The following is a 25336-nucleotide window of genomic DNA, read 5'->3' on the forward strand; positions in this document are numbered from 1 at the left end:
TATGAGTATTTATGATGTTTTCAGCGGCGGTAATAAGCCGTATGACAAAGAACAGTGGGCGGCACAGAAACAGGCGGAGCGTAAGGAAGCCTATGAGCTGATTGACAACACCTGTTCGGAAATGGCGGTAAACGGCGACAGCTTCCGTCAGTATCTTGATGTGCAGGGGCGTTTTGACCGCTACTCCGTTGCCAATGCCGTTCTGGTATCGGCACAAATGCCCGAAGCGACACAGCTTAAAGATTACGGCAAGTGGAAACAGAGCCGTGTCTATGTGAACAAGGACGCACAGAAAATCACTATCCTTGAGCCGAGTAAAGAATATCTCCGTGATGACGGCACAAAGGCGGTATCGTATAACGCCAAAGCGGTCTATGACATTTCCGAAACCTCGGCAAAGGACAGGCAGGAAGCCGCAGAGCCGAAATCAATGCGTGAGCTTGTGTCCGCAATGATTGACGCAAGCCCCGTTCCGTTTCAGCCTGTTGATGACCTTGAGCTTCCTGCCTATTATGACAGCGAACAGCAGACTATCTTTATCCGCACAGGCTTGAATGAAGAACAGCTTTTCGTCAGTATGTCAAAGGAGGTCGCTGCGGCGGTTTATGATTTTAAGTACAACGAGAGCCGTAATGCTTCCGAGTTCAAAGCCTACTGCGTTGCCTATATGGTCAGCTCCCGTTACGGCGTGGATACCAGAGGTTTTAACTTTGACAGACTCCCGAAAGAGTATGCCGAAATGGAAACGCAGGATTTCAAGAGCGAGCTTGGTTCTATGCGTGATGTTCTGGGCGAGGTGCAGTCGGAAATGTATAAGAGTATGGAAAAGAACAAGCCTGCCAGAAACAAAGAACAGGAAAGATAATCGGAGGTGCAGCCTATGAAAGAAGAACGATACCACATCGCCCTTGACAGGTACGATAAGAATATCGTTTTGAATGCCTTAAACACCCTGCGTAATCAGCAAGTCAAGGAGGAACGCCCCACCGACCCTGTTGACGATTTGATAAGCACGGTGGCTCACGCTCCTACACGAAAGGTAAGGGTTATGCCCTGTAAGTGCCGTGAGGAACGATAGCGATAAGAAAGCGAGCTTAATCCTTGCACTCTGCGGTATCGTTCCTGTCGTGTGGTTTGCCCTGCTGACAGCACCTTTTGTCAGCGGCGGTCTGGTAGAGATAGTGCGAAGCCTGCCCCAAGCAATGAATAATCCGTTTTCCGTAACGGTGTGTGAGGACAGCCTAAAAACTGTCCTTATTTTTCTGCTTGCTTACGGTATGGGTATCGGTATCTATCTCTCCACACGCAGGAACTACCGCAGGCGTGAGGAACACGGCTCTGCAAAATGGGGCGACGCAGGGGCAGTCAACAAAAAATATCGGGATAAAGACCTGTCAGCAAATAAGCTGCTGACCCAGAATGTTCGTATCGGTCTGGACGGGAAAAAGCACAGAAGAAATCTGAATATCCTTGTGTGCGGCGGCTCTGGTGCAGGCAAGACAAGGTTCTTTTGCAAGCCGAACGCTATGCAGTGCAATACCTCAATGGTAATTTTAGACCCGAAAGGCGAAATCGTCCGAGATGTAGGCGGTCTTTTGGAGAAGAAAGGATATGAGGTGCGTGTGCTTGATTTAATCAATATGCAAAAGAGCTATTGTTACAATCCCTTTGTGTATCTAAGGAACGACAACGATGTGCAGCGGCTTGTGACCAATCTCTTTAAGGCGACCACGCCGAAAGGAAGCCAGTCGCAAGACCCTTTCTGGGATACGGCGGCAAGTATGCTCCTGCTATCTCTGGTGTTCTATCTGAAATACGAAGCACCGCCAGAGGAACAGAATTTCCCGATGGTAATGGAGCTTCTGCGTGCAGGCGAAGTCCGTGAGGACGACGACAGCTATGTAAGCCCTCTGGACGAATTGTTTGACCGTCTGGAGATGGTAAACCCAGAGCATATCGCCTTAAAGTATTACAGGGATTACCATTCTGGCTCTGCAAAGACCTTAAAGAGTATCCAGATAACCCTTGCGGCAAGGCTTGAAAAATTCAACTTGGAGAGCCTTGCAAGTTTAACCGCAACCGACGAGCTTGACCTGCCGAGTTTGGGCGAGAAGAAAGTCGCTTTGTTTGCTCTGATACCCGACAACGACACGAGCTTCAATTTCCTTGTGTCGATTTTATACACGCAGCTATTCCAACAGCTTTTCTATCTTGCCGACCACAAGTACGGCGGAAGCCTGCCCGTGCATTGCCACTTTATAATGGACGAGTTTGCCAATGTTTCGCTGCCCGATGACTTTGATAAGATAGTCTCGGTTATGCGTTCCAGAGGTGTGTCGGTCAGTATCATTCTGCAAAACTTGGCACAGCTCAAAGCATTGTTTGAGAAGCAATGGGAAAGCATTGTGGGCAACTGCGACGAGTTTTTGTATCTGGGCGGTAACGAACAAAGCACACACAAGTATGTGTCGGAACTTTTGGGCAAGGAAACCATTGATACCAACACCTACGGAAAGAGTACGGGGCGAAGCGGTAACTATTCTACCAACTATCAAATATCAGGGCGTGAACTGATGACACCAGACGAAGTGCGTATGCTTGATAACCGCTACGCACTTCTTTTTATTCGTGGAGAACGCCCTGTTATGGACTTTAAGTATGACATCTTAAAGCACCCGAATGTGAAACTGACAACTGACGGAGGTCAGCCGCCGTATATCCACGGTGAACCGACGCAGGCTGTCGCAACCCTTGTATTTGACAACGCTTTGATGAAGAACGCTGTAAGCGTAAAGCCTGTTAAAACATCTTATGAACTTCTGTCCGAGGAGGACTTGGAGGAACAATTCAAAATTTAAGGAGGATTTATCTATGAAGTATTTTAACAAGAAGAACACCCAGAACAAGGAAACCACCAAACTGCCGATGACGGGCAAGTTAAAAAAGGGATTTCGTCATTACTGCGTGGCGGTACTCGCTGTCACAATGGTACTCGGAACTTCCGTGACAGCCTTTGCTGCCAACGACCCGATTACCGTAGTCAACAACCTTTCCGATTTTATCTTCGGTTTAATCCGTGCTGTCGGTATGATTTTGCTCGGCTTCGGTATCGTACAGATTGGTCTTTCGCTCAAATCTCACGACCCGTCCCAGAGAGCAAACGGCTTTTTGACCCTTGCAGGCGGCGTCATCATTACCTTTGCAAAAGAGATTTTGACTCTTATCACAGGCTAATATCAGACAATAAAAAGACACAAGACAGAGCTTACGGGGCAGATCCGCTTTGCGGTTTGCTCCGTAAGGCTATTTTAAGAACGGAGGTGGTTTAAGTGTCTGATAATTGGGTCGTACAGAATTTAGAAAACGCTCTGAATACTTGGAATGAGAAATTAGCGGAAATATGGCAGCTCGTTACCCAATCTCCAGAGCAGTTTAAGGGCGGTACGATATGGTCAGTTATCGTCAATATCCACGGTGCGTTGCAGGCTATCGGGCTTGCCCTGCTCGTATTGTTTTTTGTCGTAGGCGTAATGCGTACCTGCGGTAGTTTTGCAGAAGTCAAGAAGCCCGAGCACGCACTCAAACTCTTTATTCGATTTGCCCTTGCCAAAGGTGTTGTAACCTATGGCTTGGAGCTGATGATGGCTCTGTTTAATATCGTACAGGGCGTGATTTCCACCATAATGAATACCGTAGGTTTCGGTACAGCAGCACAGACAGTACTACCGCAGGAGATTGTAACTGCCGTTGAGGAGTGCGGATTTTTTGAGAGTATTCCTCTATGGGCGGTTACGCTTATAGGGGGTCTGTTCATTACGGTTCTGTCATTCATTATGATAATGTCGGTTTACGGACGATTTTTCAAGCTTTACCTTTATACCGCAATCGCTCCCGTGCCGTTATCTACTTTTGCAGGAGAGCCGAGCCAGAGTGTCGGCAAGAGTTTTATAAAAAGCTATGCCGCCGTTTGTCTGGAGGGAGCAATCATCGTCCTTGCCTGCATTATCTTTTCTCTGTTCGCAGCCACGCCCCCTGCGGTTGACCCCAACGCTGCGGCAGTATCAATGGTGTGGAGCTATATAGGAGAGCTTGTATTTAATATGCTTGTTTTGGTTGGTGCGGTCAAAATGGCAGACCGTGTTGTCCGTGAAATGATGGGCTTGTAAAGGAGGTGCAACCTATTGGAAGTCAAGATAAATAAGGAAATCCGTAACTACACGGAAAGTATGTTTTTTGGACTGTCACTAAGGCAGTTCATTTTTTCTGCCCTTGCCTGCGGCGTGGCTGTAGGTCTGTTTTTCCTGCTCCGTCCGCATTTCGGAACAGAAACCCTCAGTTGGGTATGTATCTTAGGTGCTTCGCCCTTTGCGATGATGGGCTTTGTGAAATACAACGGTATGACCGCCGAGCAGTTTGTCTGGGCGTGGATTAAGTCAGAGTTTTTGATGCCGAAAAAGCTGATGTTCCTGCCAGACAATCTCTACTATGAAGCATTGAAGCCTAATATCGAAGCCCGTGAGAAAGGTTTGCCTGTTGCTCAAAAGAAGCAGAAACGGCAGACGGTGAAGGCAGAGAAAAAGAAACCAAGAAAATCAAAAAAGCGTAAGGAGGCAGACTATGATAAAAACGCTTAGAAACCTGTTCAAGCAGGACAAGGAGAAATTTGTTGTGCCGAAGTCGGTGCAGGCGGTTATCCCCATTAAGACAATCTGGGAGGACGGCATTTTCCTTGTGGGCAAGAACAAGTATGCAAAGACCTTTAAGTTTGAGGATATAAACTATGCCGTGGCAAGCCGTGAGGACAAGGAAGCGATGTTCCTTGAGTATTCGGAGCTTCTCAATGCCCTCGACAGCGGTGCGACCACGAAAATCACTATCAACAACCGCCGCTTGAATAAGGCGGACTTTGAGCAGACCATTTTAATCCCTATGGCGGAGGACGGTTTGGATAAGTACCGCACAGAATACAACAAAATGCTCCTTGATAAAGCGACAGGAGCTAATTCTATCGTGCAGGATAAGTATGTGACCATATCCGTCTGCAAGAAGAATATCGAAGAAGCACGACACTACTTTGCCCGTGTGGGAGCTGACCTTATCGGGCATTTCTCAAGGCTCGGCTCAAAATCCACCGAGCTTGACGCAGAAGAAAAGCTCCGTATCTTCCACGATTTCTACCGCACAGGCGAGGAAACGGCATTCTGCTTTGATATGGTGCAGAGTATGAAAAAAGGTCACGATTTCAAGGACTATATCTGCCCCGATACCTTTGAGTTTGAAAAGGACTATTTCAGAATCGGCAACCGATACGGGCGTGTGATTTTCCTCAGAGAATATGCTGCCTATATCAAGGACAGTATGGTAGCCGAGCTTTGCGAGCTGAACAGAAATATGATGTTGTCCGTGGATGTCGTTCCCGTTCCCACAGATGAAGCGGTGCGTGAGGTGGAAAACCGTCTTTTAGGTGTGGAAACTAACATCACGAACTGGCAGAGAAAGCAAAACCAGAACAATAACTTTTCGGCGGTCATCCCTTATGACCTTGAACAGCAGCGGAAAGAAAGCAAGGAGTTTTTAGATGACCTGACCACCCGTGACCAGAGAATGATGTTTGCGGTGCTGACAATGGTGCATACGGCGGAAACTAAGGAACAGCTTGACAATGACACCGAAGCCCTGCTTACTACGGCAAGAAAGCACCTCTGTCAGTTTGCGGTGCTGAAATATCAGCAGATGGACGCACTCAATACAGCCCTGCCATTTGGTGTGCGAAAGATAGATGCTCTGCGTACCCTTACTACGGAAAGCCTTGCGGTGTTTATCCCGTTCCGTGTGCAGGAAATCTATCACGAAAACGGCGTGTATTACGGACAGAATGTAATCAGCAAAAATATGATTATCGCCAACCGCCGCCACCTGTTGAACGGCAATTCCTTTATCCTCGGCGTGTCTGGTGCAGGCAAGTCCTTTACGGCGAAAGAGGAAATGACGAATATCATTCTCACAGACCCTAACGCTGATGTGATTATTATAGACCCAGAGCGAGAATATTCGCCCCTTGTGAAAGCGATGCAGGGCGAGGTCATTCACATCTCTGCCACAAGTGAAAACCATATCAACGCTATGGATATGAACTCCGATTACGGCGACGGTGCAAACCCCGTTATCCTCAAATCGGAGTTTATTTTATCCCTCTGCGAGCAGCTCATCGGCGGTAGCACTCTGGGGGCAAAGCAAAAGTCTATCATTGACCGCTGTACGGCGAGCGTGTACCGCTACTATCAGCAGGGCAATTATCAGGGAACGCCGCCCACCTTGCAGGACTTCCGTGAGGAGCTGTTAAAGCAGAACGAGCCAGAAGCACAGGAAATCGCCCTTGCCATTGAGCTGTTTACGGACGGTTCTCTCAACACCTTTGCCAAGCACACCAATGTGGATACCAAGAGCCGACTTATCTGCTATGACATTTTAGATTTAGGCAAGCAGTTACAGCCTATTGGTATGCTTGTTGTCCTTGACAGCATCTTAAACCGTATCACACAGAACAGAGCCAAAGGCAGGAACACATTCATTTTCATTGATGAGATTTATCTGCTTTTCCAACACGAATACTCTGCGAATTTTCTCTTTACCCTCTGGAAGCGTGTGCGTAAATACGGTGCGTACTGTACGGGTATTACGCAGAATGTTGACGACCTCTTACAGAGCCATACGGCGAGGACAATGCTTGCAAACTCCGAGTTTATTATTATGCTCAACCAAGCGTCTACCGACAGGATTGAGCTTGCCAAGCTCCTTAATATCTCTGACCTTCAGATGAGCTATATCACGAATGTCGGTGCAGGACAGGGCTTGCTCAAAGTCGGCAGCTCTCTTGTGCCGTTTGTCAACAAGTTCCCACGAAACACCGAGCTTTATAAATTGATGACAACTAAATTTGGTGAGGTTTAGGAAAGGAGAATTTTCAATGTCTAATATCCGATTTCGCTCTGCAGCTCATCGGGATTTCTTTCTGGAAATGATGAACAAGAGCAAAGTAAACGACTGTTATCACAGAGCCTTTTTCTATGTAATGGGCATTGCCGCAGAAACGAGGGCAAACATTAACCAGATGTTTGACTTTAAGATGGACTGTATTGAACCAGAGGGTATGCACGGCGGCTGGCAGACAAGCGGCACGGTCAAGGTCTGCCACCTTGCCTTTAACCTCTGGAACGGATACACCGATAAGGAGCGTCCGCAGGACTTCACGCCAGAGGACTTATTCTGCTGTGAGTTTGCCCCCTACTTTATGGAGGGAATCAAGGTAAGGTATCCAGAGTATTGCAGGGAGCTTCCTGCACCGAAACAGCAGACGGAACATTCAAGATGAGAAAGGATAAGCTTATGAAAAAATATAAAATGCAGATTTGTATCGCTGCCGCTGTTGCCCTGTTGGGTACGGCGGTTTTTTGCGGCTTTCAGATTTATCACCATTATGCACAGGTGGAGGAACAGACGGAAGCCTTTGAACAGATGGCGGAGCTTGTGGAGCAGGCTCCCGAAGAAGCAATCCCAGAGGATACGCCTGTCAGTGAGGGCGAAGATGTGCTTGCGAAATACAACGAGCTGTATCTGCAAAATGAGGATATGGTCGGTTGGATTTCCATTGCCGGCACGAAGCTCAATTATCCTGTGATGCAGACCCCGAACAATCCGAATTTCTATCTGAAGCACAACTTTGAAAAGGCGTACAGTGATTTGGGAACGCCCTATATCCAAGAGAACTGCAACCTTTCAGAGAGCGACAATCTTGTGATTTACGGTCATCACATCAAGGGTGGCAAGATGTTTGGAGCGTTGGAGGACTACAAGGCAAAGAGCTTTTATGAAAAGCACAAGACCATTCAGTTTGATACGCTGACCGAGCAGGGCGAATATGAAATCGTGGCTGTGTTCAAGACTGTTGCGTACAGCTCGGAGGGCTTCCGCTATTACGATTTTGTGGATGCAGAAAATGAAGAAGCCTTTGATGCGTATGTTGCCAAGTGTAAGGAGCTTTCCCTGTATGATACGGGCGTGAGTGCCGCATATGGCGACAGGCTGATTACCCTTTCCACCTGTGAATATTCTGCCCAGAACGGCAGGCTTGTGGTGGTGGCGAAAAAGGTATCTTGATATGACCGCAAAACTTCTGGGAAAGGAGGTTTTGTATGGCGAATATAAAGACCAGAGATGCGGTCAAGGGTACGATTAAGACCATTGACAAGGCGGCTATCGCAGGTGAGCGTATGAAATCTGCCTATGCCAAGACAAAGGATAAGGCGGAACAGGGCTATTATTCTGAGGAAAGCTCTGCCACCGAGTATGCTTCCGATAAGGTGTCCTATGCGGCTGACTGTATCAAGGACGAGGGCATCCATCAATTCAATAAGCAGGGTCAGAAAAGTGTGCAGACCACAAAGGAAAATGTCGTCAAGGCAAAGGATAAGATTGCGGACTTTAAGACCAAACGGGCAATGAAAGCTGCCGAGCAGAAACAGGCACAGGCGGCTTCTGTACGAAGCGGCTCTGCTGTCCGTCAAAGTGCCGCTAACCGTGCGGCTGTTCCCGACACCCCTGCCCCGACCATAAAGACAAAGCGGCAGGTGGAAAAGACGATAAAACAGTCTGCCAAAAGTACAGGAAAAACGGTCAAGACTGCCGCCAAAGGTACGGTAAAGTCAGCCGAAAAAGGTGTTAAAACGGCTCATTCCACCTCAAAGGCGGCGATTAAGACCACACAGGCTTCGGCAAAAGCGGCACAGAAAACCGCACAGGCTTCTGTTAAGGCGACACAAAAGGCAGCACAGGCAGCGAAGGCAACGGCAAAGGCTACCGCCCAAGCGACAAAGGCGGCGGTCAGAGCGACTATCGCCGCTGTCAAGGCAATCATTGCAGGCACAAAGGCTCTAATTTCTGCCATTATCGCAGGCGGTTGGGTTGCGGTTTTGATTATCCTTATCATTGTGCTGCTTGGATGTGCAATATCCTTATTCGGCGGTGGCGGCAACAGCAACTCCTATACGCCAGTCAGTGCCGAGGTGGAAGCCTATGAGCCTTTGATACAGCAGTATGCAAGGCAGCACGGCATTTCTGAATATATGGAGCTGATTAAGGCGGTGATGATGCAGGAATCTGGAGGGCGTGGGAATGACCCGATGCAGGCTTCCGAGTGCGGATATAATACCCGTTACCCGAATACGCCAAACGGCATTACTGACCCAGAGTATTCCATCAATGTAGGTATCCAGAATTTAGCCGCCTGCCTGAGTGATGCGGAAGTGGAAAACCCGATTGATATGGAGCGTATCAAACTTGCTTTGCAGGGCTACAACTTCGGAAACGGCTATATCTCGTGGGCGAAAACCAACTATGGAGGATATTCCTATGCCAATGCGGTAGAGTTTTCTACTACACAGGCAGAACGCTTAGGGTGGGACAGCTACGGCGATACGCAGTATGTTTCCCACGTCCTGCGGTACTATCCATACGGACGGGCATTTACGGGCGGCGGCAATCAAGCCATTGTGGAGGTTGCCTTAACGCAGCTCGGCAATGAGGGCGGTCAGCCTTATTGGTCGTGGTACGGTTTTGACAGCCGTGTGGAATGGTGTGCCTGCTTTGTATCTTGGTGTGCCGACCAATGTGGCTATATCGAAAGCGGGCTTATCCCGAAATTTGCAGGCTGTGTGGACGGCTCGAATTGGTTTAAGGGCAACGGGCAATGGCAAGACCGAAGCTATGAGCCGCAGGCAGGCGACATCATCTTCTTTGATTGGGAGGGCGATGGAGAAACAGACCACGTTGGACTTGTGGAGCGTGTTGAGAACGGAACAGTTTATACTGTTGAGGGTAATTCTGGCGATGCTTGTCGTCAGAACAGCTATGCTATCGGCAGCAGCGTGATTTACGGTTACGGCGTACCTGCCTATTAAAAAAGGGCAAAAGAAAAACCAGAGGTTTTTTATTCCTCTGGCTCTTTTGCCTTACATAGACCATTTGCGGTTGCTTCAATAATTGCAAGCTCTTTATCATCAAGTTTATCAAGTAACGTATCGAGCTGTCTGCGTTGAGAAGTCTTTTCTACTTTTTCGTCAGCGAAAATAAACTCATCAAGCGAAATATGAAACATACGGACAAGATAAATAAAAAGCTGTATGCTCGGAAACTGACCCTCATTTTCAATGGACTGAACGTGACGGATGGAATATTCTATGATGCCTGCTAATTGCTCTCTTGTCATATTTTGTGCAATACGGGCTTTTTTAATCGCCTGCCCAATCGGTGCAAAGTCGATACCGAAGTTGTTATCTCTGCCATCCATTTAATCACCACCTGTCCTTGAATTTTCTACTCTATATTGTACAGAAATCTCACTTCTTATTAAAGAAAGTGACATTTCCTATAACAAGAGATATTATCTCCTGTTTCAAGAGAAGAAAATTCATATTTGCACACTTGTATTCTTCGGACAAACGAAGTATAATGTATATCATTATGTAGGAGGTGCGATATGGATTACATTACCACAAAAGAAGCAGCCGCAAAATGGGGCATATCAGATAGACGGATTTTACAGTATTGTAATGATAAGCGAATTGATGGGGCAGTTAAAATGGGCAATACTTGGCTGATACCTAAAGACGCTAATAAGCCTGCTGATGGTCGATATAAAATGAATAAAGAGAAACAACTTGGAACAAAAGGAGATTTGTTAGATGAATAAATATAAAATAATGCTTGTCGATGATGAACCAGATATTTTAGATTTGCTTGATAAGGCTCTTACCATAGAGGGATATTGTAATATTACGAAAATTGATAATGGGCTGTCTGCTATAAATACTTGTAAAGAAATAAATCCAGACATTATTGTTTTAGATGTTATGCTTCCCGATATTGACGGTTATGAGGTGTGTAAGAAAATCCGTGAAATTTCGCATTGTCCAATTCTTTTTCTTTCTTCTAAAAATGACGAGTTGGATAAAATACTTGGATTGGCTGTCGGCGGTGATGATTATGTAACAAAGCCATTTAGTCCGAAAGAAATTGCATATAGGGTGAAAGCACAATTACGCCGTGCAGAATACAAGTACAATCCTAAACAAGATTTCTCTGTCAGAATAGGCGAACTGATGATTGACGCTGACGGCTGCCGAGTAATGAAAAACAATAAAGAAATCGAATTGACTGCAAGAGAATTTGAAATATTACAATATTTAGCTCAAAATGTAGGGCGGGTTATCAGCCGAGAACGCCTGTATGAAACTGTATGGGGAGAGGACAGCTTTGGTTGCGACAACACTATTATGGTGCATATCCGCCATTTGCGTGAAAAATTAGAAGATAATCCTACTGCTCCACAATACATTATTACAATGAAAGGCTTAGGATATAAGTTGGTAAATCCAAATGAAAAGTAAAAGAAAATATAAGTTGCTTGGCAGAACAGTAGCTTTTATTATCACATTGATTTTAATGATTTGCATAATGGCAATCGGCTTGTTTTATTACATATTCTCAATTCCTGAGCCATATGGAATCAGTATCACAGATTTTCCGAAGAATTTTACAAATAGCTATACGGTGTGGACAACCTATGAAAATGGAAAGCTAACGATAGAAGAAAAAGGTCTGAAGCGACTGGACGAATATGGTTTATGGATTCAGTTTATTGATGAAAACGGCGAAGAAATATTCTCTCATAATAAGCCAGAAAACTTTCCTACAAAATATACCGCCGCCGAGTTGCTTGCACTTACTACAAGCGATTATGAAAATGGTTATACGCTGTTTGTAAACATCCTTGATGATACAGACAAAGAATGTAGTTACATTGTTGGATTTCCGTATGATATTGGGAAATATATGCTCTATTATAACGGCTCAAGAATTTCACGGCTTTCTCCAGCGGCAAAGCTGCTTACTATGGTCGGATTCGGGATTTTAATGATTTTTATTTTTGCTTACAGTGTTTGGCTTTCACGTAAGCTGTCAAAGGTTACAAAAGGTATAAGCGGAATATCACATCGTACTTATACGCCGTTAAAAGAAAATGGCATATTCAGCGAAGTCTATCAAGAATTAAATAAAATGTATTTTGATATTCGACACGCCGATAAAGTAAATGAAGATACAGAACGGGTACGTAGAGAATGGATAACCAATATTACACACGACTTAAAAACGCCACTTTCTCCGATTAAGGGATATGCAGAGCTGCTTACGGACAGTTCCAATCTCACAGGTGAAACTTCAAAAGAATATGGAGAAATCATTTTAAGGAATGTCAATCATACAGAGAAGCTGATTAACGATTTGAAAATGACTTATCAGTTGGATTCTGGTGCATTTGCGTATAGTCCAAAAGAAACACAACTCACACGCTTCATAAGAGAGTTGGTTATTGATATAGTGAATGACCCTGCTTTCTCAAACCGCAATATTGAATTTGAAAGCAATACTGATGAATGTATTGTTTTGATTGACCCAGATTTATTCCGCCGTGCCATTCAGAATATTATCATAAACGCATTGACACACAATCCGCCCGAAACAAAAGTATTGATTTCTACTCGTATAGATGTTCAAAGCAATGTCCATATATCAATTTGTGATAACGGAGTAGGGATAAGTGAAGATGAATTACCAGAACTCTTTAGCAGATATTATAGGGGAACAAGTACGAAAGAAAAATCTGAGGGCAGCGGACTTGGACTTGCTATTGCAAAACAGATTATAGAGCTTCACGGTGGGAATATTACAGTGAGCAGTAAGCGTGGGAAAGGGACAAAGTTTGAGATTTCCATTCCAGAACAAAGAAAATAGTTAAGGTTAAATTAAGATACGCAAAAGCCACACCTAAGATGGGTAGTTTATGCTATAAGCATAGGCTGCCTTTTCTTTATGCCTATTAAAATGGACAGGAGGTTTTTGTATGGAATTACAGTTACAAGAATTAAATAAACAGTACGGGACAAAGTGTGCTGTAAACAATGTGAGTGCGACATTAACATCTGGGGTCTATGGACTTCTTGGAGCGAATGGTGCGGGTAAGACAACCCTTATGCGAATGATATGCGGCGTGCTAAAACCAACCTCTGGCAGTATCAGATTAAACGGAAAGTCGATTGGTGAATTAGGAGAACGATATTATACCCATTTAGGTTATATGCCGCAGGATTTCGGCTTTTATCCCGATTTTACTGCACGTGAGTTTATGATGTATATGGCTGCTGTAAAAGGTCTTGATAAACGACAAGCAGTATCCAGAACGGAAGATTTACTCAATATGGTAAATCTGAAAGATGTAGCGGACAAGAAAATTAAATCTTATTCGGGAGGTATGAAACAGCGTTTGGGCATTGCACAAGCAGAGCTAAATAATCCATCTATCCTTATTTTAGACGAGCCGACAGCAGGACTTGACCCAAAAGAGAGGGTGCGTTTTCGTAATATTATATCTGATTTAGCAAAAGAAAAAATTGTTGTATTATCTACACATATTGTATCAGATGTTTCGTATATCGCTGATACAATTTTGATGATGAAGCAGGGACAATTCATTTTGCAAGAGCCGATGACCACGGTTACAGACCACATTCAAGGAAAGGTTTGGGAACTATTTGTCCCTGAAAGAAAGGCTGATGAATATAGCAGGCATTTTTCTGTTGTCAATCTTCATCACGAAAATAATATGGTACGATTACGCATTGTAAATGAAACCGCACCATCAGCAGATGCCTATACGGTAGAGCCAAGTTTGGAGGATTTATTTTTGTATCATTTTGGCGAAGAAACACAGGAACAGGAGGAAAAATAAGTATGTTGATTAAATATGAGTTTTTAAAAATTTTGCGTAAAAAGTCAACTTTAATTGTTATGGTGGTCAGTTTACTTTTAACAGCGTTTCTTTTTGGATTACCTATTATGCGATATCAGACCTATAATCAATACGGTGTTATAAAAGGCACAGAGGGTATTGCATACGAAAAGGCACAAGCCGAGAAATATGCTGTTCCTTTGACTGAGGACTATGTAACCGAAACAATCCAGGATGTGCAGAAACTTTTTGAAAATCCAGATAATATAGGAACAGATGGAAATGAACAGTTTTTAATAGGCGATGCCTATTGGAACAACATTGCACCGAGAGAAAAAATGCTTACTTTGATTGCAAAAGCTTATAGTAAGCCCAATGAATATGTTGGCTATAATAGTATGCCAGATTTAGATGTATCAAACGGAGCAGATTTCTATCAAGCAATGGAAAGCAAGAGGGAAAACATACTCAATGCTCCATCTTCTAATTTATCCAACGAGCAAAAAGATTATTGGAGAAATATGGCAAGCAATATAAATATGCCGTTAAAATATGGCTATTTTGAAGGTTGGGAGATTATTACAACTTCTTTTGAACTTTTAATGTTTGCTATATTAGCAATCTGCATTGTGATAGCTCCCGTTTTTTCTGGCGAATATCAAGCAGGTACTGATGCTGTAATTTTGTCTGGGAAATACGGAAAAACAAAATTGATAACGGCAAAAATTTTAGCTTCTCTTTTGTTCGGAACTATTGCATTTGTACTTCACATTATTGTGGCGTGTGGATTGCCGCTAATTGCATTTGGTATAGATGGGTGGAATTTACCGTTGCAGGCAGCTGGTTTATCAATCCCATATCCGTTTACATTTCTGCAGGCGACTCTAATCAATGTAGGCGTTATTTACTTGGTACAGTTGGCAATGATTGGGCTGACGCTCCTTTTATCTGCAAAAATGAAAAGTCCTTATCTTGTTTTGATTGTACTTGTACCAATACTTTTCATTCCGTTGTTCTTGGCGCCAAATGGAACGACAGGAATATATAACCTTACTCTGTTTTTATTACCTTATCGTGCAACTATCCCCGAATTAGGTAAATATATTTCTTATCAGTTTGGAGGGTTGGTATTGGATACATTTTCTATGAGGGTAATAGTATATGCTGCATTAACAGTAATAACGCTTCCACTTGCCAGATTAGGATTTAAGAAACATCAAGTTGCATAAGGAGAGATATGAAAAAGAAAAAATTGATTATCATCGGAGTTGTTCTATTTGTTACGATAATTGTTGCTGTAATCACAATTAATCAAGTTTCTAAATGGTCTGAAATGTCATTTGAGGCGATTGTTCAAGAAACTGTTACTCAATCAGATGGCGAAATCCGTTTGATAGTTGAACGGACAACAGAGATTTATGGAAGTCCATTTAATTCACTTTTAATTAGTGATAGCACTAAGTTAGTAGACGAAGAAGATAATATAATATCAATTACAGATTTTAGTCGAGGTGATACCGTAATGGTGGTATTGAAAGACTCATTTGATGAAGAACTTATCTTTTATTATCCTACCGTTTATCAAGTAAGGCTTATAAGCTCGGAAAAATAGTTAAAAAAAGAAAGAAACCCACTGAATAAAAAAAACGGTGTTTTTGGTGGGCTGTTTCTTCACGCTCAGATAAACAGAAATCCCTCCAGACCCGTTTGAGTTTGGAGGGATTTCTTATGTGTTGGTCAAGTACCGACAATTCACTGCTTATCAGAAGCAGTAGCTTTCTACATAGCAACACGGATTAGCGAGGATAGTCTGTTAAAAAAATCCTTGCTTCAGCGAAGGAGTATTCTGCTTCACAGGTAGAAGCTAAATATCTATATAATAGAAACAATAACACCTATATCCGCATTGGTTTGACGACCTTTGCGGATTTTCTTTTGTCGTTTTTTGCAGAAATACGCCGCAGGGCTATTTCTGCCGTGGGATGCCGTTCTCCGCCTTTCAATCTGGATTTACAAAAAAATTCAGATTGGAGGTAACAGATTATGGCTTACAACAAAGCCAAAGAAGAACGGAAATGGCGGCTCTGGAAAGAAGCCGAAGAAAAGAAACTGCGAAGTTTAGGTGTCAGCGAGGATGCTATTGAACAGCTCCATATCCATGACTGGGCGGTTTTCAATTCCGACAGGAGGTATTATCAGCGTTTGCAAGACGCAGGTACATACCTTGAGGAGATTGCAGAACAAGACCAACCGATAGAAGCAAAAACGGTTGAGGATTTACTTGCCGACATTGAAAACGAAAAGCTCTATGCCGTTTTGATTAAAGTGGACAAGCAGACTTTACAGGCGTTGTTGCTCAAAATGCAGGGCTATTCTACCCAAGAAATTGCATCGAAGCTCGGTATCACGGAAAAAGCTGTTTACAGGCGAATGGACAGGCTCAAAGAAAAAATAAAAAAGTTTTTTGAATAGAGGGGAAATTTGAGGTTTCCCACGGGCTACTGGGTGAGAGGACAAAAACTCTTACCCAGTTTTCCTTTGTGTGGCGAAGATTGGGCAGTTCCTTGACAACCGAATACCTATTCGCCAAATACTTCCTCTTTGTGATTGTGATGAGCATAAGCGTGTGCAGCGGTACGCCATGACCTGCCGAAAGGCAGAGAGCGATAAATGCCGACTCAAAATATCGGGCAGCTCCCGATTCCGCCATAACCCACAAAGAGAACAATGGTACTCCCGTCCAGTCACAGTCCGAGCGTGATTAAACTGTCGCAGGCAATGAGGGCGGCTCTGTCAGACCGACAGTTGGGGTGAAACTCCCGTGGTGTCAGTTCGCTGCTGACCGTTTGGCGACTTCCCATAGCATTTCGGGGTGTCGAGGACAAATTGAAATGCTTCCTATCATAATGCCAGATACAGGGCGGTCATAAGAACAGAGCTTTGTTTATATGCTCCGACCTTAAATACTTCCTTGTGTTTGGCTGTTACATAGGCAGGATGCTCCTGCCTAAATCCAAATGGGAGGTCAAACACTATGGATAGAATCATTAAGCGTGGCGACATCTACTACGCAAATTTAAACCCCGTCATCGGCTCGGAGCAGGGCGGTACACGACCTGTACTTATCATTTCTAATGATACAGGGAATAAGCACAGCCCTACGGTCATTGTAGCGGCGATTACAGGACAGATTGGAACAAAGAAAAAACTACCGACACACACTATCGTACACAATGTCAATGGACTTGATAAAGATTCCATTATCTTATTGGAGCAAATTCGTACCATTGATAAACAACGCCTGCAAGAGTATTTAGGAACCCTTGATGGGCGTTTTCTTGTTGCTGTTGATAAAGCTCTGGCTATCAGCGTTTCGCTTGAAAAAAGAATTGATAAAAATGTGTAAATGTGAATGTGTGGGTGGATTTGCACATTCGCCAAAGGGCGACTGTATCTCTATAATTTAGAGTGAACAGCCGCTTTGCTCTTGCGGAGGTATTCAGATGGAAAATGTAAAAATAATAGAGAATGCAGAACAGCAGCCTGACATTGTAGCTGATGAAAAGGAAAACTTTGACGCTTTTATCAGTGCTATGGTGCAGATAGTTGAAAAATACGGAAAATCAGTTCTGCAAGATTTAGATTGTGTTGCGTAATCTTACGCAACCTTACATATCACATTTTTCTAAACTATCGGAGGTAACAGAATGAACAGAGAGGGAAAGAAATGTGTTTTATATCCAAGAGTAAGTACAGAAATGCAGGTTGATGGATATAGCCTTGAAGGTCAGAAAAATAGTTTGAAACGATTTGCAGACAGAGAGGAAATGGAGATTGTAGGTGTATATGAGGACGCAGGAAAGTCAGGAAAATCTATTGAGGGGCGACCTGCATTTAAGAAAATGCTGTCTGATATAAAAAACGGATTAGAGATAGATTATATTTTAGTATATAAGTTGTCACGCTTCGGAAGAAATGCAGCAGACATCTTAAATTCATTGGAGTTCGTTCAGTCTTATGGCATAAACCTTATTTGTATTGAAGAAGGAATTGATTCATCACAGACAAGCGGAAAGCTTTTAATATCTGTTCTTTCTGCTGTTGCAGAAATTGAGAGAGAAAATATTATAGAGCAGACAATGAATGGACGCAGGGAAAAAGCCAGACAGGGCGGTTGGAATGGTGGCTTTGCTCCTTACGGATATTATCTTGAAAATAATCAGCTTTTAATAGAAGAAACGGAAGCGAAAGCTATTCGCATTATCTTTGAGAAGTTTGGTAATTCTGATATTGGACTTGGCGGAGTGGCGAAATATCTTAATCTTCAAGGAATTAAAAAGATACCACGCCAGAATGGGAAATTGGAAACTTGGAGCAGCCATCTTATACGGCAGATATTAGATAATCCTGTTTATTGTGGTAAAATTGCTTACGGAAGAAGAACAAGGGAGAAAGTAAAAGGAACTAAAAACGAGTATAAACAGGTTCACACCGATGATTATATTTTAGAGGAAGGACAGCACGAGGGTATTGTCAGCGAGGAATTATGGGAAAAGGTTCGTGCAAAGCGTATCGCCACGGGAATTAAGCAACCGTCAAAGGTTGGCAAAGATAGGTCGCATCTTTTGACAGGTGTATTGAAATGTCCTATGTGTGGAAGCTCAATGTATACTAACAAACACGCTTGGACAAATAAGGACGGTACATATAAGGAAGTCTATTATTATATATGTGGGAGAAATAAGCAGGAGCGAGGACATCATTGTGATTATAAGGCTTCTTTGAGAAAAACAGATATTGAGCCGCTTGTTATTGAAGCAGTCAAAGAGTTGGTAAGTGACAAGTACTTTGCCAGAGAGATAAAAAGCAGAATTGGAATACAGACAGATACAAGTAATGTTGATAAGGAAATTGCAAATTATGAAAGTAAGCTGAAGGAGGTTGATTTGAATAAAGCTCGTCTGGAACGGGAGATTGATAATCTTCCTGCTGATGCCCGTTATCGTGAGAGAAAAATCCACGATATGACATTAAGACTTGATGGGCTGTACGATACGATTGTTGAGTTGGAGGAACGAATTGAAGATGCAAAATTACGAAGAAGTTCTATTGAGATGGAAGCCATTACTCTGGAGAATGTTTACAAAATAATGAAGAATTTTGGAAAGCTCTATGCTATAATGAGTGATGAAGAAAAGAAAAGCGTTATTTCTTATCTCATAAAAGAAATTCAAATATACCCAAACGGAGAGTCGGAAATGCCGTTGAAATCAATAGAGTTCAATTTTCCGATATATCGTGACGGTAAGGAAGTAAGGAAAGTTTTGTGGGAAAGAGGTAATACCGTTGAGACGGTCTGCTTGATGTCTAGGAAAGAGAAATAAATAGCGAAAAGTAGCGTATTTATGGGCTTTTTTGAGATTAGTAGGTAGCTCATGAAAGTCCGTATTTCTTATATTGAAACATATCTACTGTAAAAACGGTCAGAGGGTTTAGGCTGTGGTTTAGATGTCGTGGGTTGTGGCACTAGGATAGATGTTATCTAGGGTGCAAACTCAATTTGAGTGAGTGATTTAGATGTTGTCTAATCCGGCAACTCGACTGTTGGCAATATAGCAGGCAGTGGATTAGATGTTATGGAAAGGTGTTGATAGTAATGAGTGATTCGCAGATTACGATTTTTTACTCATGGCAATCAGATTTGCCGGGAAACGAAACAAGAAATATTATACAAGATGGTATCAAAGATGCTGTTCGTTTGTTAAGAGATACTGTCGATATCGAGGCAGACCGTGATACAAAGGGTGAGTATGGTTCTCCTGATATTGCAAATACGATTTTCACTAAGATTGATGAGTGTGATATTTTCGTTGCTGATGTAAGTGCGGTTTGCAAATATGAGGTAACGGATAAAGATGGAAATGTAAAAACCAAATATATGCCTAATCCTAACGTTATGTTAGAACTTGGATACGCAACTCATGTTGTTGGATGGGATAATGTTATATGCGTCTTAAATGCGGATTATGGAACACCTGAAGACATGCCTTTTGATATTGCAAGCCGAAGACTTACTCCGTTTTCGTTAAAGGATGGTTCTAGTAAGGGTGACGCAAAACGTTTTATTAAAAGTGTAATTCAAGAAACAGTAGAACATATTTTAGAAAACGGGAAGCGTGTAAAATCTGGTTTCTCAGACCTGCGTATTGGAGCTTATATTGACGGGACGATTTGTAATAAGGTGATGCCTTATAGTATTGCGTCATCTGCGAAATACCTTGCTATTAAAAAACAAGCAATAGATGAATGTATTAAGTTGTTTGAAGAATTAAAATCCATAAAACTTTCTGCATGCACTCCGGAACCAGAGGATACGCTAGAGGATTCAGAGAGCACATCATCAGAGATTATCACGACAAAAGATGGTTCAATTTTAACTCCTATAAAAAGTCCATTAAATGTGAATCTATTCAAAGTACAACAAGTATCAATTAAAGACGATGATAGAATTCGAGTATGTGATTTTGCAAAACAATACTTATCAATAGATATAGAAAAAGACGATGATATATTTGAGATGGGAAATCTGAAGCAAAAATTTTCTATTGGTATATCCTCATCATATAAATTGTTCGGAGAACCTGAAGAAAAAGAGAAATATCAGAAACTGATGAGTCTTAAATATAGATTGCATCAGATTAAGATGCATGACTGGTATATTACAACTTTTGATGGTTATTTATTGATACCATTAGCAATTGGTAATGTATCAACAATTCCAGATGAGGACATAGATATTTTTATTTCTATAGATGCATCAAAAGCGAAGGTTGTTTTGCCAACAAAGAAACTAATTAATCCTGAAATGCAAGGCCTAGAAGGTCTTCTGTATGACAATGGAATTATCAAGAATCTTTTGATGATGCCTGAATCATCAGATATTTCTTATGACACCGATATATCATATAATTTAGCAGATAGTTTAGCTGTAAGTCAGGCATCAGTAAGAGCTCATTTTGGAGGGAACGGGATTCCTACTTATAATTCAGAAGATTATGAAAGGGAGTTATCAAAATATATTGCAACACCTACTTCTGATGGTGAGTTCACATTTTCTGTTAGTTCTCTGAGAGCAAAAGAGAAAAAATGGATAGGCCCAGCGCTTCTACTCAAGCCATTAGCTGAATCGTTTGAAATTAAGTATTCTATTAAATCGAAAAAATCTGATGGTAGCTTGAATGGTACTATAAGTTATTAATGAATAAAGCTCCCCATCACTGGATAGTTCCAGTGGTGAGGAGCCTTTCTATTTTATGCTTATTTTTCTACGTCGACCTTAAGTCCGGATTTCAATTCTACTGTGCAGTGGGGTGGCCAGATTGTGATTTGCTTAAGCCAGCGTTTTACAAGTGCTTCATCAAATAATGTAAGGTCGGAAGACTGGTTTTTATGAAATCCTGCAATTCCGTTATTCGCTGTAGCTGTTCATCGCGCTGTACCGTATCCATTGAGGCCTGCTGGCGCTTTTCTCTGAGTGCAAAAATCTGGTCGGCAATCTCATCGTAGGCTTCTTTGTTATTGGCCTTTTTAACAAGCTCCTGCTGAAGTTCCATAAGCTTCTCATCAATACCATCAGTGGTGATGGCTGCAGAAGCTCTGATGACCTGCGCGATATTTTGCTGTAACTGCTTCTGGTATTTGGATTTATCACCAAGAAGCTCATTCAAGGCAGTAAGGACGATTTCCTGCAGGTCAAGCTCATTGATTGTTCTAGCGTGGCATTCAAGGTCAGTAGGTTCTAACTTGCTAATGCAGCGCCATACGATGGATTTGCAGCCGCGATTGTTCCAATGAATTCTTCTGAACATCTCACCGCAGTCGCTACAAATGATAATCTGTGAGAAGCAGTGGTTGCAACTGTAACTTCGTTTCTTTCCATTGGCACTGGTCTTAACCACTCGCCTGCGTACCAACTCTTCTTGTACTCGCATGTAGATTTCTTTTGAAATAATCGCCTCGTGGTTGCCCTCAACATAATACTGCGGAACGATTCCGGTGTTCTTAACTCTGGTCTTGTTAAGAAATTCAGTAGTGTAAGTCTTTTGGAGAAGGGCATCACCGATGTATTTCTAGTTGCGGAGAATCTTGTTGATGGTGCTTGTATGCCATCGTGGTTTACCTGCGCCGGTGAGAATACCGTCTGCTTTAAGGCCTGCTGCAATCTTATCCATGCTGGAACCTTCAAGGTACTCACGATAGATTCTCTTTACGATTTCAGCCTGCTCTGGGTCAATGACAAGGTTTCCTTCTTCATCTTTTGTGTAGCCAAGGAAGCGGTTATGGTTAACCTGCACCTGACCATTCTGGTAGCGGAACTGAAGTCCAAGCTTTACGTTCTGGCTTAAGGACTGTGATTCCTGCTGAGCCAGTGAAGCTATAATCGTAAAAAGAACTTCACCCTTAGCATCCATTGTATTGATTGCTTCTTTTTCAAAAAATACCGGGATGTTCTTTTCCTTTAGCTGCCTGATGTACTTCAAGCAGTCTAAGGTGTTTCTGGCAAATCGGCTGATTGATTTTGTGATAATCATGTCGATGGTGCCAGCCTCGCAATCTTCAATCATACGGTTGAATTCTTCTCTGTTCTTTGTGTTGGTACCGGAAATGCCATCATCAGCGTATATTCCGACAAATTCCCATTCAGGATTCTTCTTAATATATTCTGTATAGTGCTCAACCTGAGCTTCATAACTTGTAGCCTGCTCATCGCTGTCAGTACTAACTCTACAGTACGCCGCGACTCGGAGTTTAGGCTTTGCATATTGCTTACGACCGGTATTACCAATTTGTCGTTTGACAAGAATGACCAATACATTTCCCATCAAATAACCTTGCTTTCTATACGGCTGTATAAGCATTTCATCGAGAAGATAACGGTTTACTACGAGAAACTGGTGGTCGAGTTTAAATCAGATTTTCAGATTGAAGTGGAAGCATAATCAAAACAAACGAGGCGGTCGGAAATTGATCCGGATGTCTTTTTGTTGTGCTATGATGAAATGTTTACATTCGTGTGGTATAATAAATTGAACTGACAGTGAAATCTAGTCGTACAGAAAGTTCTACGGTGAGTTAGGTGCTTAGAAATAATGTTGAGATAGATGTAAAAGTTAAGTGCGTAGAAGAACAGACCACTCAGGCAGTACTCACTGAGAAGGTTGGCACATCTCCGTCATAAGTGAATCGTCTTATCAAGAGTCTCAAAAAGATCGTAAATAAGACGTTTGTTCAGATGATGGAACAGCTCGGCTATGATAAAGAGATTTCTTACGTAAAGAGGTGAATTCGCAAGAATTACATTCTCCATAATAGAAATATCGTGAAAGGATTATTTGACATGAATGAAGATACGATTGTTATTCCACCTGAATACGTGGAAGTAATTGATGCCTCTGAATATAAAGAGGAACTAAGTGAACATTTTAAACAGGTGCCCGAAGTAGCAAAACCGCTGCTTAAGGAAGCGAAGACTGCCTTCTTAAAAATTGAAAAGGCTCTTTATACTGCACCGGCATTCATTAACGCAGTTAAGGCCGCGATACCGGATGTTACATTACAAGCTGTACTGACGGATGAGCAGAAGCAGCAGATTGCTAAAGGTGCACTGAAGCTGATGACTAAGAAAGACGGATCCCTTATGGCGAATCTGATCAATCCTGAGACTAAAAAGATTGTGGCGACTATTCCATTGAAATCAGTACAGATGGCTCCGGAAATGACTCAGGCAATGACAAGTTTTTCTGCTCAAATGCAAATGGCCCAGATTGCTGAACAGATACAGGCGGTTCAGCTAGCGATTGAAGAAGTAAGAATAGGTCAGGAGTATGATCGCTTGGCAACGGCTTATAGTTGTCAGCAGAAGCTACTTCAGGCAATGGAAATAAAGAATCCGGAACTAAAGGCTATGGCGCTTATGCGGCTTGCATCTGCAGCAGAAGATAGTAGGAATCTTCTCATGCTGAGCCAGAAGACTAATGTTGAGTTTATCACAAGTCAACCGGAAAATTTCTTCCAGAAGATTTTATCAGGAGCTTCGACCGATAAGATTAATGGCAGAATGAGTGAGATCCGTGAAAGTCTGTGTGCGGTTAATATGGTGTCTTTTGCGGAAGCGTTGGCATACCAGGAGCTTGGCGAGCATGAGGCTGCAAGAAAGAGCTTGACATATTATTCAAACTTTATCGAAGATACCTATTTATCTGTTCCGGAATTGGTAGAGCGTCTTGATCTGATTGATCCATCACCTGAAAATTATTGGTCAAAGACATTACCGGATATTAGTAAAAAGGTTCAGGCACTTCCGTATGTACCAGAACCAAAGCAGATTGAAAGTAAAATTGGTCGGAGGAAAAGAAAATGAGTAATGAAGCAGAAATTCGAATTTGTAAAAACAAGAAGTGCCAGAAGGTACTGCCGGCTGGTTACAAGCATAAGTATTGCGAGGCGTGTAGAAATAAGCATGCTGAAACGGTTAAGAATGTCCTAAAGGCAATAGGAGCTGGAACTGCAACTGTTGCTAGTGCTGCTGTTATAGTATTTACAGGTGGAAAGATTAATCAAAAGAAATAGTGAAGGAGGAATAGAGATATGCGATCTATAAAAAAAAATGTGCCGAATCCGTCCTCTGAACAGGTAGAGTTTTATCTGCGAGCTTGGGATGAACTTGAAAACTATCATCTGCAGGAAGATGCACTGGATAAACTCTTTTTCCAGCTTTGTCCTGAGAATGTAGAGATGTCGGATATTCTATTAAAGGTTGCGGCACTTAATGATTTCTACAGCACGAATATCTTCTCTGTGTACCCTGTTGCAAAGCATATCTTGTCATTGGATATAGATGCTCGTCTGGAGTCGGGAGATGTTACCCTTGTTTCAGATTTGCAGAAAGTAACAATTAACGGAGTGGAGAAGAACTTCTATTCATTCTCTACGAAGTATTGTAGTCACCATAAACCTTTTGAATATCCGATTTATGATAGTTATGTAGAAAAGGTTTTGTGTTACTTCAGGGATAGAGATGGCTTCACAAAGTTTAAAACTACAGATCTTAAAGATTATGAAAAATTCAAGAGTACGCTAATTGACTTCAGATCATTTTATGGTTTAGATCAGTATAACTTGAAAGAAATAGATAAATATATGTGGCAACTTGGGAAGGCGTACTTCCCTAAAAACTATAGAAAGAAAAAAATGAAGAAGGAGCAGAAATGAACTGCTAAGAAATGAGTACATCTCAAACGATTTGTCTTTATGGTAAGGGATATATAGGGTTTTAGGCTCTGGATTAGGTGTCATAGGTTGTGGCACTAGGATAGATGTTATCTAGTGTGCAAATTCAATTTGGGTGATGATTTAGATATTGTCTAATCCGGTAACTTGACTGTTCGCTTTATAGCACGGAGAGGATTAAATGTTAGGGGAGGCAGAGATACA

At 42.4% G+C, this 25336-nt stretch carries 25 protein-coding genes and 1 pseudogene; 23 read left to right on the forward strand and 3 right to left on the reverse strand.

Annotated elements, in window-relative coordinates; genetic code table 11:
- The first annotated feature begins 1 nt into the window (after position 1).
- The 9 genes from NQ499_RS06305 (at position 2) to NQ499_RS06345 (ending at position 9956) form a co-directional block, all read left to right on the forward strand.
- Complete coding sequence (locus NQ499_RS06305) at positions 2–865, forward strand: hypothetical protein (protein WP_006506505.1); 864 nt, start codon at positions 2–4, stop codon at positions 863–865.
- Between the two features lie 199 nt (positions 866–1064).
- On the forward strand, positions 1065–2858 hold the full coding sequence (locus NQ499_RS06310) for a VirD4-like conjugal transfer protein, CD1115 family (RefSeq protein ID WP_006506504.1): 1794 nt from the start codon (positions 1065–1067) through the stop codon (positions 2856–2858).
- 13 nt (positions 2859–2871) lie between these two features.
- Positions 2872–3234, forward strand: a complete 363-nt coding sequence (locus NQ499_RS06315; protein ID WP_006506503.1) for a hypothetical protein — start codon at positions 2872–2874, stop codon at positions 3232–3234.
- A 95-nt stretch (positions 3235–3329) separates the two neighbouring features.
- Positions 3330–4166, forward strand: a complete 837-nt coding sequence (locus NQ499_RS06320; RefSeq protein ID WP_006506502.1) for a hypothetical protein — start codon at positions 3330–3332, stop codon at positions 4164–4166.
- A gap of 15 nt (positions 4167–4181) precedes the next feature.
- Complete coding sequence (locus tag NQ499_RS06325) at positions 4182–4634, forward strand: PrgI family protein (RefSeq protein ID WP_040390092.1); 453 nt, start codon at positions 4182–4184, stop codon at positions 4632–4634.
- Positions 4618–6951 carry a VirB4-like conjugal transfer ATPase, CD1110 family gene (locus tag NQ499_RS06330; protein WP_006506500.1) on the forward strand — a complete coding sequence of 778 codons (2334 nt, stop codon included), beginning with the start codon at positions 4618–4620 and terminating at the stop codon, positions 6949–6951. Before NQ499_RS06325 ends, NQ499_RS06330 begins: the two co-directional genes overlap by 17 nt.
- 16 nt (positions 6952–6967) lie before the next feature.
- On the forward strand, positions 6968–7372 hold the full coding sequence (locus NQ499_RS06335; protein WP_006506499.1) for a DUF6075 family protein: 405 nt from the start codon (positions 6968–6970) through the stop codon (positions 7370–7372).
- A gap of 14 nt (positions 7373–7386) precedes the next feature.
- Positions 7387–8157: a class B sortase gene (gene srtB / locus NQ499_RS06340; RefSeq protein ID WP_040390110.1), complete on the forward strand. Its 771-nt coding sequence runs from the start codon at positions 7387–7389 to the stop codon at positions 8155–8157.
- A gap of 35 nt (positions 8158–8192) precedes the next feature.
- Entirely contained in the window at positions 8193–9956 is a 1764-nt protein-coding gene (locus NQ499_RS06345) for a lysozyme family protein (protein WP_006506497.1), read from the forward strand.
- A gap of 29 nt (positions 9957–9985) precedes the next feature.
- Here NQ499_RS06345 and NQ499_RS06350 read toward each other — a convergent pair whose 3' ends face one another.
- On the reverse strand, positions 9986–10345 hold the full coding sequence (locus NQ499_RS06350) for a helix-turn-helix transcriptional regulator (RefSeq protein ID WP_006506496.1): 360 nt from the start codon (positions 10343–10345) through the stop codon (positions 9986–9988).
- Between the two features lie 189 nt (positions 10346–10534).
- On the opposite strand from NQ499_RS06350, the gene NQ499_RS06355 reads away from it, so the two are divergent.
- From NQ499_RS06355 to NQ499_RS06405, 11 genes are all read left to right on the forward strand, one after another.
- A complete protein-coding gene (locus tag NQ499_RS06355; RefSeq protein ID WP_006506495.1) occupies positions 10535–10747 on the forward strand; it encodes a helix-turn-helix domain-containing protein in 213 nt (70 codons plus the stop codon).
- Positions 10740–11444, forward strand: coding sequence for a response regulator transcription factor (locus NQ499_RS06360; protein WP_006506494.1), 705 nt, complete (start codon positions 10740–10742; stop codon positions 11442–11444). The genes NQ499_RS06355 and NQ499_RS06360 overlap by 8 nt, the downstream gene beginning before the upstream one ends.
- The gene (locus NQ499_RS06365; protein WP_006506493.1) at positions 11434–12849 is read left to right on the forward strand and encodes a sensor histidine kinase; all 1416 of its coding nucleotides are present in this window, start codon (positions 11434–11436) and stop codon (positions 12847–12849) included. The genes NQ499_RS06360 and NQ499_RS06365 overlap by 11 nt, the downstream gene beginning before the upstream one ends.
- Before the next feature lie 109 nt (positions 12850–12958).
- Positions 12959–13843 (forward strand): ABC transporter ATP-binding protein, encoded by an 885-nt coding sequence (locus NQ499_RS06370; protein ID WP_006506492.1) that lies wholly within the window; start codon positions 12959–12961, stop codon positions 13841–13843.
- A 2-nt stretch (positions 13844–13845) separates the two neighbouring features.
- Positions 13846–15072, forward strand: a complete 1227-nt coding sequence (locus NQ499_RS06375) for an ABC transporter permease (protein ID WP_006506491.1) — start codon at positions 13846–13848, stop codon at positions 15070–15072.
- Positions 15073–15080: 8 nt separating this feature from the next.
- The gene (locus tag NQ499_RS06380) at positions 15081–15455 is read left to right on the forward strand and encodes a hypothetical protein (RefSeq protein ID WP_006506490.1); all 375 of its coding nucleotides are present in this window, start codon (positions 15081–15083) and stop codon (positions 15453–15455) included.
- A 431-nt stretch (positions 15456–15886) separates the two neighbouring features.
- The gene (locus NQ499_RS06385) at positions 15887–16315 is read left to right on the forward strand and encodes an RNA polymerase sigma factor (RefSeq protein ID WP_006506489.1); all 429 of its coding nucleotides are present in this window, start codon (positions 15887–15889) and stop codon (positions 16313–16315) included.
- A 562-nt stretch (positions 16316–16877) separates the two neighbouring features.
- Positions 16878–17249, forward strand: a complete 372-nt coding sequence (locus NQ499_RS06390; RefSeq protein ID WP_006506488.1) for a type II toxin-antitoxin system PemK/MazF family toxin — start codon at positions 16878–16880, stop codon at positions 17247–17249.
- 97 nt (positions 17250–17346) lie between these two features.
- Positions 17347–17499 carry a hypothetical protein gene (locus tag NQ499_RS06395; protein WP_006506486.1) on the forward strand — a complete coding sequence of 51 codons (153 nt, stop codon included), beginning with the start codon at positions 17347–17349 and terminating at the stop codon, positions 17497–17499.
- A 51-nt stretch (positions 17500–17550) separates the two neighbouring features.
- Positions 17551–19227, forward strand: coding sequence for a recombinase family protein (locus NQ499_RS06400; RefSeq protein ID WP_006506485.1), 1677 nt, complete (start codon positions 17551–17553; stop codon positions 19225–19227).
- Positions 19228–19499: 272 nt separating this feature from the next.
- Entirely contained in the window at positions 19500–21101 is a 1602-nt protein-coding gene (locus NQ499_RS06405) for a hypothetical protein (RefSeq protein ID WP_006506484.1), read from the forward strand.
- A 145-nt stretch (positions 21102–21246) separates the two neighbouring features.
- Here NQ499_RS06405 and NQ499_RS13740 read toward each other — a convergent pair whose 3' ends face one another.
- Positions 21247–21834, reverse strand: a complete 588-nt coding sequence (locus NQ499_RS13740; protein ID WP_259848770.1) for a recombinase zinc beta ribbon domain-containing protein — start codon at positions 21832–21834, stop codon at positions 21247–21249.
- Between the two features lie 33 nt (positions 21835–21867).
- Positions 21868–22761 (reverse strand): annotated as a pseudogene (locus NQ499_RS13745) (recombinase family protein); the annotation flags it as partial.
- A 479-nt stretch (positions 22762–23240) separates the two neighbouring features.
- On the opposite strand from NQ499_RS13745, the gene NQ499_RS06420 reads away from it, so the two are divergent.
- The 3 genes from NQ499_RS06420 to NQ499_RS06430 are packed head-to-tail and all read left to right on the forward strand — an operon-like array spanning position 23241 to position 25114.
- Positions 23241–24263 carry a hypothetical protein gene (locus tag NQ499_RS06420; RefSeq protein WP_050772181.1) on the forward strand — a complete coding sequence of 341 codons (1023 nt, stop codon included), beginning with the start codon at positions 23241–23243 and terminating at the stop codon, positions 24261–24263.
- Entirely contained in the window at positions 24260–24472 is a 213-nt protein-coding gene (locus NQ499_RS06425; protein ID WP_006506480.1) for a hypothetical protein, read from the forward strand. The genes NQ499_RS06420 and NQ499_RS06425 overlap by 4 nt, the downstream gene beginning before the upstream one ends.
- 18 nt (positions 24473–24490) lie before the next feature.
- Positions 24491–25114 carry a hypothetical protein gene (locus NQ499_RS06430; RefSeq protein WP_006506479.1) on the forward strand — a complete coding sequence of 208 codons (624 nt, stop codon included), beginning with the start codon at positions 24491–24493 and terminating at the stop codon, positions 25112–25114.
- Positions 25115–25336 lie beyond the last annotated feature (222 nt).

It is taken from the genome of Catenibacterium mitsuokai, assembly GCF_025148785.1.
Lineage (GTDB): Bacteria > Bacillota_I > Bacilli_A > Erysipelotrichales > Coprobacillaceae > Catenibacterium > Catenibacterium mitsuoka.

Bases quoted from the DNA above. Each gene is read 5' to 3' on its own strand.
- NQ499_RS06305 (WP_006506505.1), top strand. From the start codon at position 2: ATGAGTATTTATGATGTTTTCAGCGGCGGTAATAAGCCGTATGACAAA.
- NQ499_RS06315 (WP_006506503.1), top strand. From the start codon at position 2,872: ATGAAGTATTTTAACAAGAAGAACACCCAGAACAAGGAAACCACCAAA.
- NQ499_RS06330 (WP_006506500.1), top strand. From the start codon at position 4,618: ATGATAAAAACGCTTAGAAACCTGTTCAAGCAGGACAAGGAGAAATTT.
- NQ499_RS06335 (WP_006506499.1), top strand. From the start codon at position 6,968: ATGTCTAATATCCGATTTCGCTCTGCAGCTCATCGGGATTTCTTTCTG.
- srtB (WP_040390110.1), top strand. From the start codon at position 7,387: ATGAAAAAATATAAAATGCAGATTTGTATCGCTGCCGCTGTTGCCCTG.
- NQ499_RS06345 (WP_006506497.1), top strand. From the start codon at position 8,193: ATGGCGAATATAAAGACCAGAGATGCGGTCAAGGGTACGATTAAGACC.
- NQ499_RS06350 (WP_006506496.1), bottom strand. From the start codon at position 10,345: ATGGATGGCAGAGATAACAACTTCGGTATCGACTTTGCACCGATTGGG.
- NQ499_RS06355 (WP_006506495.1), top strand. From the start codon at position 10,535: ATGGATTACATTACCACAAAAGAAGCAGCCGCAAAATGGGGCATATCA.
- NQ499_RS06360 (WP_006506494.1), top strand. From the start codon at position 10,740: ATGAATAAATATAAAATAATGCTTGTCGATGATGAACCAGATATTTTA.
- NQ499_RS06365 (WP_006506493.1), top strand. From the start codon at position 11,434: ATGAAAAGTAAAAGAAAATATAAGTTGCTTGGCAGAACAGTAGCTTTT.
- NQ499_RS06370 (WP_006506492.1), top strand. From the start codon at position 12,959: ATGGAATTACAGTTACAAGAATTAAATAAACAGTACGGGACAAAGTGT.
- NQ499_RS06375 (WP_006506491.1), top strand. From the start codon at position 13,846: ATGTTGATTAAATATGAGTTTTTAAAAATTTTGCGTAAAAAGTCAACT.
- NQ499_RS06380 (WP_006506490.1), top strand. From the start codon at position 15,081: ATGAAAAAGAAAAAATTGATTATCATCGGAGTTGTTCTATTTGTTACG.
- NQ499_RS06385 (WP_006506489.1), top strand. From the start codon at position 15,887: ATGGCTTACAACAAAGCCAAAGAAGAACGGAAATGGCGGCTCTGGAAA.
- NQ499_RS06390 (WP_006506488.1), top strand. From the start codon at position 16,878: ATGGATAGAATCATTAAGCGTGGCGACATCTACTACGCAAATTTAAAC.
- NQ499_RS06395 (WP_006506486.1), top strand. From the start codon at position 17,347: ATGGAAAATGTAAAAATAATAGAGAATGCAGAACAGCAGCCTGACATT.
- NQ499_RS06400 (WP_006506485.1), top strand. From the start codon at position 17,551: ATGAACAGAGAGGGAAAGAAATGTGTTTTATATCCAAGAGTAAGTACA.
- NQ499_RS06405 (WP_006506484.1), top strand. From the start codon at position 19,500: ATGAGTGATTCGCAGATTACGATTTTTTACTCATGGCAATCAGATTTG.
- NQ499_RS13740 (WP_259848770.1), bottom strand. From the start codon at position 21,834: ATGCGAGTACAAGAAGAGTTGGTACGCAGGCGAGTGGTTAAGACCAGT.
- NQ499_RS06420 (WP_050772181.1), top strand. From the start codon at position 23,241: ATGAATGAAGATACGATTGTTATTCCACCTGAATACGTGGAAGTAATT.
- NQ499_RS06425 (WP_006506480.1), top strand. From the start codon at position 24,260: ATGAGTAATGAAGCAGAAATTCGAATTTGTAAAAACAAGAAGTGCCAG.
- NQ499_RS06430 (WP_006506479.1), top strand. From the start codon at position 24,491: ATGCGATCTATAAAAAAAAATGTGCCGAATCCGTCCTCTGAACAGGTA.